Below are 9,037 nucleotides of genomic sequence, written 5' to 3'. Positions count from 1 at the left end.
CAACAAAACCTCCTCATTTTTCATAAAATCTGGTGGCTTCCATGATCTGAAAAATGAGGAGGTTTGTCTGTTTTTAGTTTTTAATTCTGCTATTTTTTCTAAAATTACCGCTTTATTGTCATTTTATATAAAATACAATATTTTTATTCCCATTCGCTCCTGCCAGAAGTTTTCTAAACAGATTTGCTTATGGGATTTAGCTCAGGGTATTGGCATTATTTCCATTATTCAGATAGTAGAGGCTATCTGATTTTTTGTTGCCATGGTGTTGCCAGCGGTGTAGATGCCAAACTCTATGCAAGAATCATTATACCATGCAAAAAGTCGCTCAGCAAATTTATTACTGCACTAATCTTGAATACTTTCTACTATTCACTTCAAGTATCTGTCGATTGCTTATTTTGCTGCTTTGCCCATTCATTAGCGTCTTGCACATGTTTGGGATCTTTATAATACTCACGAATTGAAGGCAATAGAATCCTAGCAAAGTTCTCAATCTGCAATTCTGATAATTCAAAATTTTCTAAGTTATATTCTTCAGTATGCGTGGTCTCGAAGTCCTCGCTAAAGTGAACGATTATCATTGGCACTTTTGATGCTTTAAGCTTTTCTTCAAGTTCCATATTTCTCCCTCCAAACTGAAAAGTAAAGTCTTCTTTCAGTTAACCAATAAGAGAATACACATATTTCAAATATAAGTTATTTATTCACAGATTAAGATGACCTTCAAAGACATTACTCTTGGCAAAACTCACGATACATAATTTCGGCCAAGGCACTTTTCAGCGCAGCATATTTCTTAGGATCGCTGAACAAAACGCTGAATGCCTGTCTGCTCTCCTTGTAAGCATCCATTGCGGTTTTGTCATAGGCCTTAGAAAACACACTGTTCACGAAAATTTGCTCTCCATCTTGCTGGGCAGACTTTCTCAACACATCATCCTTAGACATCTTGCTCATAAGAATCTCCGCAAGTATCCGATCACCTTCTGTGATCTCTCCTGCATAGTGCTCGTTAAATTTTTCGATTACTTCTTCAAGCTGGCTTTTGCTCTCCTGCTTAGCAGATCCCTTTTTCATAGTTGGGGTATCATACTGACCAGATCCGTCTTTATCCAAAGAAATAGAGCCGGCAAAAGTTTCCTCCAGCTTGTAGTACTCCAATGTGACTTTGTTTCCCAGGTCCCACACTTCTGTTTCATCACTAGGCAGGAGGCGCGAGAGGTAACTGCAAAAAATATATTCTTTATGCAGGTCCTTATCAAACATTCTGACAATCTGGGTGATATAGTTATACCACTTCACAAAGCTACGTATCTGCCGGCGAAATTCATACCGCTGCTGCTGATCCAAATTGTTATTATAGCGTTCCGCAACCGGCAACAAAGCATTTGTAACCTTTCCCTGCAAGGCCACATTATTCTTATTGTTTTCAGGGTCAAGGTAGATTGATGTAACAAGGTCGATATCCTCATCGGTGTAAAGCTTGTACTCCCGCAATTTTTTCTGTGCGGTATAAATCAAATCGACATTGATTTCAGACTCCAGACTGGTCTCTGTATAGAACGCTTGGAAAGCCTCCTGAATATCCTCCGCAGTATTCACAAAGTCAAGCACATAGGTATCAATCTTGCCGGGGCAAATCCGGTTTAAACGGCTAATTGTCTGTACCGCCTTCACATCACGCAGCTTTTTGTCAATGATCATTGTATGCAGAAGCGGCTCGTCAAAACCCGTCTGATATTTTTCCGCAACGATCAAGACGTCTCCCTGTTCATGGAAAACAGCCTTTGTCTGACTTTCAGTTACTCGATTTCCATCTGCATCCTTATTCATCATACTTTCCGTGTATTCGGAGTCCGGAATATCCGGGTCTGTAACACTACCCGAGAACGCAATCATCACCTGAAGGCTATCATAGCCTTGCTGGCGAATGTATCGTTGAACCTCATAGAAATAACGGACAGCAGCAAGCCGCGAGGCTGTCACCACCATCATTTTCCCCTTACCGCCAATTGCCTTGCTGGTCACTTCGCGGAAGGTCTCTACGATAATGGCTGCTTTTTGCGCAATATTATATGGGTGCAGTTCTGCATACCGGCGAATCAATTTCATTGCCTTGGATGCCGGTACCTCCGGGTTATCCGGTATGTTTTTTGCCACTTTATAGCAGGTCTTATAGGTAGTGTAATTTGCAAGCACATCCATAATGAAGCCTTCTTCGATGGCCTGCCGCATACTGTACACATGGAAAGGATGGAATGTACCGTCCGTCCATTCCTCACCGAAAATTTCTAGTGTCTTGTCCTTGGGAGTGGCCGTAAAGGCATAAAAGCTGAGATTGCTGTGCTTCCCGGCAGTAACCAGTTCTTTCAGGAATTTGTCATTGGAAGCGTCCAGCTCCTCTTCCGCTTTTCCCTCCAGTTCGGCATACTCCGCCAAAGCGTCAGAAGTGTCTGCCAAAGCCATTTTCAGCTTCATTGCACTCTGGCCGGTTTGGCTGCTATGGGCCTCATCCACAATAATGGCGAAAGCTTTGCCCGTTGTATCGCCTACAAGATCGTAAATGACTGGGAACTTCTGAAGGGTCGTGACAATAATCCGTTTCCCGTCATTGACTGCTTTCAGCAGATCTTTGGAGCTCTTCTTTTCATCAATCAATACCACGCTGCCCAGCGTATGATCGAAGCTGCCGATAGTGTCTTGTAACTGACTATCCAGTACTTTCCGGTCTGTAACAATGATGACTGAGTTATAAATAGCCCGGTTTTCGTCATCATGCAGACTGGCAAGGCGATAAGCAGTCCAAGCAATGCTGTTGGACTTGCCAGAGCCGGCACTGTGCTGGATCAGATAATTGTGTCCGGGACCGTGTTCTCTTGTATGGTAAACCAATTTCCGGACAACGTCCAGCTGATGATATCGGGGAAAAATGATCTTTTCGGTGGTGTCCGTGCGAACCTTTCCATCTGGCAAGGTCGTTTTCTTAACCTCTTTCTGATAGCTGATAAATTTTTGCAGGATATCAAGAAAGCTATCCTTTTGGAGCACTGTTTCCCACAGATAAGCCGTCACATAGCCACCAGTGGGGTTCTGTGGGTTTCCCGCTCCACCGTCTACACCGGGACCATTGCTCCCCTGGTTGAATGGTAGAAAATATGTTTTGGAACCCGACAGACGCGTACTCATGGCCACTCGATACAGGTCCGCTGCAAAGTAAGTAAGGATTCTACGGTTAAACTGAAAGGCCTCTTCGCGTGGATCGCGGTCTGTCATCCACTGGGTGATGGCATTGTCGATGGTCTGCCCAGTCAGCTGGTTCTTCAGTTCGATGGCAACCAGCGGAATTCCGTTGACCGCCAGCATCATATCCACGCTGTTATTATTACGCGGACTATAATGCCACTGGCGGATGCACTGGCAGATATTTTCCTTGTAATGGGTCAAGGCCAGCTGGTTCAACTTCGTCTCCGGTTTGAAGTAGATAACCCTAAACTCCTGGCCGCGGTGCTTGAAGCCGTGGCGCAGGACATTGACCAGGCCCTCCATATCAACCGCATTTTGAAAGGCCTTATAAAACTTCTTCTGAGGATCACTTTTGCAGCGTTTTTCAAACAGTGCCCATTGCACCGGCTGAGTATTCTTGACAAAGGTACAAAGCGTCTCAATATCCAGGGCATAGTTTTCCGTGAACACTCCTGTACTATCGTACTGAAATCCGGTACGATACCCCGCATCTGTGGCTTTTTGCCAATCGCCTTTGGGAGAAATCAAAAAGGATTCTATATCCTGTTCAAATTGCTTTTCATTATCTGCCATCGTTACACCTCATGCGATTCATTTTCAGTCTGGGATGCATCAAAACGTTGCTTGCTTTCAACAACCGCCTGAAGCATCTTGAAATGCAGATTGACAAAATGAATATAAGCAGCTGCCGCCTCCAACAATGGTGCATTTCTTTTTTCGGGGAGCGGTTGTCCTATCTGTATTCCAATTTCATAGTTATCACAAGAATCTACGGTCTGATAGAATGCCTTTTCCGATAAATGAACATATCCGCTGGCATTGTTGTATACTTTAGAAAAGATGGGATCTATTTTTGCCATTTCATCTTTTAAGTATCCGTCAAGCATTTTGTTGCCCTTTGCATCTTTCAGACTTTTGATGGGAGTTCCATCGAGAATACACCGAATAACCGCATTTCGATCCTGGGCAATAAATGCAGCATAGGTCCGCATACAGTTATCCATCTGTATGCGGAGAAGGACTCCGACACAAGTTAAATTCCGATCTCTAAGCATGGGAATCAGGCCATCGATTAAGCGAATACATCTGTCAACAGATGCACAGAAAAACAAATCATCTATGCATAGGGTTTCGCCAATGATGCCTGTCGCTAGCGACACAGCTTCCTTTCGTAATTCCTGTAATTGCTCAATATAGGCGGCAAGCTTAATATTGTATTCTTCGTTTTTCATCAGACCACTCGTCTTTTTCCTGTCACAACTTCAAAAATTAGGGACTTTTTGTAGGATTCTAAATCCGCAATCAATGCCTGTTTTTCATCTACAAGAGTATCCAACATAGTGCATTTGGTTTTTAAACATCTAACAATTTTTCGTTGTTCTTCAATTGGCGGAATGGGGATAAGTATTTTTTTTAGATCATCTTTTGAGACTTTTAATCTACAAGTATTTACACGATCGTCCCCACGCTCAATAGAGTAAATCCCCTTTCCTAAGCTGTGAAGCACTCGTAGCATTGCTTTATTCCTAAAAATATATTCACAAAATTTTGCCGTTACATGATCTTCAATTGTATCATAAAACGTATAATATGCAGGACTAACACATCCAAACCATGATGAAACACCCGATGCTCCAACAATCATGTTCATACTATTCATAACTAGATCCCCTGCATATGCGAGCTTATACTGAGAAAAATCTTCCTTGAATCGATCTAGATTAGTTGTTTTGTCTGCATATAATGTAACTCCCAAATCGATAGATAGCGAAAGACGTTCTTTGGATATCACAGAAGTGTTCCTTTCGTTGCGTTCCTGCAAAACATATCTAAACGGAATCAACCTCCAATGAACCGGCATTTCCCCAATCCACTCAACACCAGAATCTTTCATTTCCACATCTGGATCAAGGCCCTTGGTCACCATTTCATAAATGATAGACGCTTTCCAGGATTTATACTCCTCAATACTTGCTTTAGCTTCAGAAATAATGCTATCCACACGCATAATCTCATTATCCAAAAAGTTTGCAATAGCCATCTGTTCATCTTCTGCAGGAAACGGAATTTTCAATCTCTTCACTTCGCCATAATTCAATCCTTGACGAACACCAGATCCCATACCATAAAAACCTTTTCGTATATCAAACGTATGGAGTAAATAGTATAAGAACTTCGCTGTTTTTGAATTTTTAGGCCTCATAGTGATATACGCTGAAGTAATAATACCTTTTTCAGTAGAAATTCCAACTCTTAAACTAGTATGGTCATTTTGCAAATCTGTGAGCCGCAAAACAATATCATCGGCTTCTATAATGTTATATCCATCAAAAGAAGCCGGGAGTAATCCTTCAGTTGTATCAATGGGTTTTCTCTTAATTTTTCCATAACTAAGCGACAATAAATTTTTTTCTGATAAATCAGAGTTTTTATTTTTCACTTGACTAACAACTTGAGAAAGCAAAACCACTGACCACGAGAAGGGGACATTACCCAACCATTCACTACCAGAATCTATACCAGATTCATTGTTATTAATTAGCGGCATGTCAATTCCCCTTTCCAAATAGTTCGTGTAATTTTGCCATTAAATTTTGTTCACGTTCAGCAATACGGGCTGCAATCTCTGCACTAGGTTCAATAGGAGCATATTCATAAAATGTCCGAGTAAAAGGAATCTCATATCCAATCTTCGTTTTACTCTCATCCACCCAGGCATCCGGATTGTAGGGCAGCACCTCGCGGGAGATGTATTCCTCCACTTCCTCCGTCAGCGAGATATTTTCGGTATCCCGTTTAGCGGTATCGGCCACTTTTTTTCCACGCTTCAAAACAGGAGTGCCATCCTCATTATATATCGGGGTCTCCACCACTACTTTGCGATAGCCCAAGGAAACGCCATCCAGAATCTTGCTCTTACAGACAATGGGCTTCCCGCCTTCTTCTGTACCCTCATAGGTTTCGGTGCGATATTCCCCATACGCCTGGACGATCATGTCGCGGCTATTCTTCGTAATATCCACCCGCTTATTGCCGATGGGTTTCCGACGGGATTGGCAACACTTGCTGGCATCAATGAGCTGGACCTTCCCCTTGCGTTCCTGGGGCTTGTCTTTGTTGACGATCCAGATATAGGTGGCAATACCAGTATTGTAGAAGGAGTCGTTGGGAAGCTGTACGATGGCGTCCAGCCAGTCATTTTCAATCAGATAGCGGCGAATCTCACTCTGACCGCTTCCCGCATCGCCGGTGAACAAAGAGGAACCGTTCTGAATGATGGCCATTCGTCCGGTATCTTTCAGCTTTTTCACACCGTTCATCAGAAACAGCATCTGGCCATCACTCTTACTAGGCAGGCCAGGGGCAAAGCGGCCCGCTTCGCCTTTTTTGTGCTCGGCTTCCACCACGCTGGCTTCGCGTTTCCAGTCGATGCCGAAGGGAGGATTGGAAATCACGAAGTCAAACTGATAGCCGGTAAATTTATCGTCGGACAAGGTGTCGCCGAATTGCATATTGTCCGGGTCACCGCCGTGGATCATGGTATCTGCCACTGCAATTCCCATGGTAAAGGGATTGATTTCCTGCCCAAACGTCTGCACGGTGGCCTTGCTGTCCAGCTGTTTTAGTCGTTCTTCCATGCAGGTCAGCATCTGGCTGGTGCCCATGGTCATGTCATAAACCGTGCAGTGGATTCCGTCGTCATCATTTACAATATCGTTATCGGTCAGCAGCAGGTCACACATCAGATAAATAATATCCCGGCTGGTAAAATGGGCTCCGGCCTCTTCGTTGTAGGACTCGGAGAACCGCTGCACCAGATTTTCAAAGATATAGCCCATATCCACTGTGGAAATGCGGTTGGGACTCATATCCAGATCTTCTGCGGAAAAATCCACAATGACCTGATAGAGCACCCCCGCCTCAACCATGCGATCTATCTGCGCCTGGAAGTTCATACGGGAAAGAATCTGCTGCACATTATCAGAAAACCCAACGATATAATCCCGAAAATTATCCTCAATATTTTCAGGATCAGTAATCAACTTCGAAAAGGTATACCGGCTGGTGTTATAAAACTGATAGCCAGCAGCCTCTTTTAAAAAACCAACTTTCAGTTCTCCAAAACTCTCGTACTGCTTATTGGCTTCCAGCACTGCATCATGTGTGGGAAGAAGGCAGTCGTGAAAGCGCTTGATCACACACATGGGCAGGATTACCAGTCCATATTCATGGGGCTTGAAGGCACCAAAAAGGGAGTTTGCGGCGTTCCAGATCAGGTTTGCGTTTTCCTGCGCGCGCCGGCCTACTTCATTAATTTTCTGTTCACTAGGACTCATCATTCGTTTCCTCCATTGTTATGCACTTGTTGATCAAAAACGGCCAGTACATCGTCAAGTGGTACGCCGCTCCAGTGTTTCAAATCCGCCTCGACAGTGTATAAGATGCGTGCCTTCAAAACTTCATCTGAAAAGGTGCGCATACTGGAAATCAGGTTTTCCAATCTGGAAGTAAGGGCATACAGTCGCTCCGGCACAAGTTCTCTGTGCTCTACGTGGGATGCTATCTGCTGTTTATACGTCTGCAACTGAAATTTCGTTGCGGACATCGCTTCCTGAAATTCCGGGTCTGCGGAATTCAGCCATTCTTCCAACTCACGAAATACCCACATCTCGTCGCGGTTAGCAATGATATTCCGCAGGCGGTTGAAATCGTCGTAAGCTGTTTTGATACCAGGTCGGCTATCTAATAGCCGCTGCAAATCGCTTACCCGATAGCCAAGATCTCCCTCTGGCATCATAATTAGAGTATCTTTGCTTTTTACTGAACTCCACTTCAGTTTTTCATGGGCAAATTCAGCAAAGTCGGCAGTGACAAGTGAAAACCAATACTCCACCGGAATGATATGGAGAGCACTCGGCAAATAACCTCGTATTGCATCCACGATAATAGGGTTGCAGTCCGAAAGGACTACCTGCACATTGGGAACTCCGTCTTTCAAAAGCACTGCCGCAATATCAGCAGAACTGACGCCATAAACAATGTCATAGACCCGGATACCATGATCAACGTTAAGAAATATTGCATACTGATCCTTGTCCGTTTTTCCGGACAAAATCGCCAATCTAGAAGGAAGCATTGCCGTTTTGCGGCAAGCTTCTTTTTTTCGTACCCAGCGATTGAAAATCTGGCCAACAGCCTGCCTGGAAATTGATCCGGATAACTGGTTTGCAATCTGCGCATAGCTGGCACCGTTAAGTACTTGTTGTGCAATTTCATCTTCCAGACGGAATGTCACATTATCTCGCCGGGATGCAAAATACACCGGCTTGGAAAAAATATGTTTGCAATCTTTATTGAGACACCTGTATTTATAAAACTCATACTCCAGCTGGATCACTTTTTTCTTTTCACCATCAGAAACCAGATCCATATACGTTTTGGAGAACAGGTCCTGCGTTTTTACCGCATCGCTTCCACAGCGAGGGCAGTACTCAATTTCCGGATCATGCAGCCAGGCGTTATAGTAGGTATCACTGCCTTTCCCCTTTTGAACGAAGAGTTCGGCCTGGCCCAGCAATTCTGTTCGCCCCTCATCTTCTCGCCTAAAAATACGCTTAGCCATGGCACACCTCTTCCCATAACAACCTCACTATAACTATACCATACAGGCACCATAATTACCACCAATTACTTTACACTAATATATTTTATATTTATTTTTACCACCAGTTACTTTACTTAATACTATATCTAATATTAGAATTTTTTGCTACAATCAAGTTAACTCAGA

Annotated in this window: 7 protein-coding genes; 1 reads left to right on the top strand and 6 read right to left on the bottom strand. The window is 43.6% G+C overall.

What is annotated here, in order from left to right:
- The coding region (locus AC3YUO_RS12015) for a hypothetical protein (protein WP_489963280.1) at positions 1-250 on the top strand (250 nt) is incomplete at its 5' end.
- Between the two features lie 127 nt (positions 251-377).
- Here the strand turns inward: AC3YUO_RS12015 and AC3YUO_RS12010 are convergent.
- From AC3YUO_RS12010 to AC3YUO_RS11985, 6 genes are all read right to left on the bottom strand, one after another.
- Entirely contained in the window at positions 378-623 is a 246-nt protein-coding gene (locus tag AC3YUO_RS12010; protein ID WP_489963279.1) for a hypothetical protein, read from the bottom strand.
- A gap of 112 nt (positions 624-735) precedes the next feature.
- Positions 736-3,819: a type I restriction endonuclease subunit R gene (locus tag AC3YUO_RS12005; protein WP_489963278.1), complete on the bottom strand. Its 3,084-nt coding sequence runs from the start codon at positions 3,817-3,819 to the stop codon at positions 736-738.
- Between the two features lie 2 nt (positions 3,820-3,821).
- Complete coding sequence (locus AC3YUO_RS12000) at positions 3,822-4,478, bottom strand: hypothetical protein (protein ID WP_489963277.1); 657 nt, start codon at positions 4,476-4,478, stop codon at positions 3,822-3,824.
- Positions 4,478-5,794 (bottom strand): restriction endonuclease subunit S, encoded by a 1,317-nt coding sequence (locus AC3YUO_RS11995; RefSeq protein ID WP_489963276.1) that lies wholly within the window; start codon positions 5,792-5,794, stop codon positions 4,478-4,480. The genes AC3YUO_RS12000 and AC3YUO_RS11995 overlap by 1 nt, the downstream gene beginning before the upstream one ends.
- Position 5,795: 1 nt before the next feature.
- Positions 5,796-7,586, bottom strand: coding sequence for a type I restriction-modification system subunit M (locus tag AC3YUO_RS11990; protein ID WP_489963275.1), 1,791 nt, complete (start codon positions 7,584-7,586; stop codon positions 5,796-5,798).
- Positions 7,583-8,869 (bottom strand): transposase, encoded by a 1,287-nt coding sequence (locus AC3YUO_RS11985; RefSeq protein ID WP_489963274.1) that lies wholly within the window; start codon positions 8,867-8,869, stop codon positions 7,583-7,585. The genes AC3YUO_RS11990 and AC3YUO_RS11985 overlap by 4 nt, the downstream gene beginning before the upstream one ends.
- Positions 8,870-9,037: the final 168 nt, after the last annotated feature.

The organism is Pseudoflavonifractor sp. HNCC25GI2, assembly GCF_058136395.1.
This window is presented reverse-complemented; position numbering and strand designations above follow the sequence as displayed.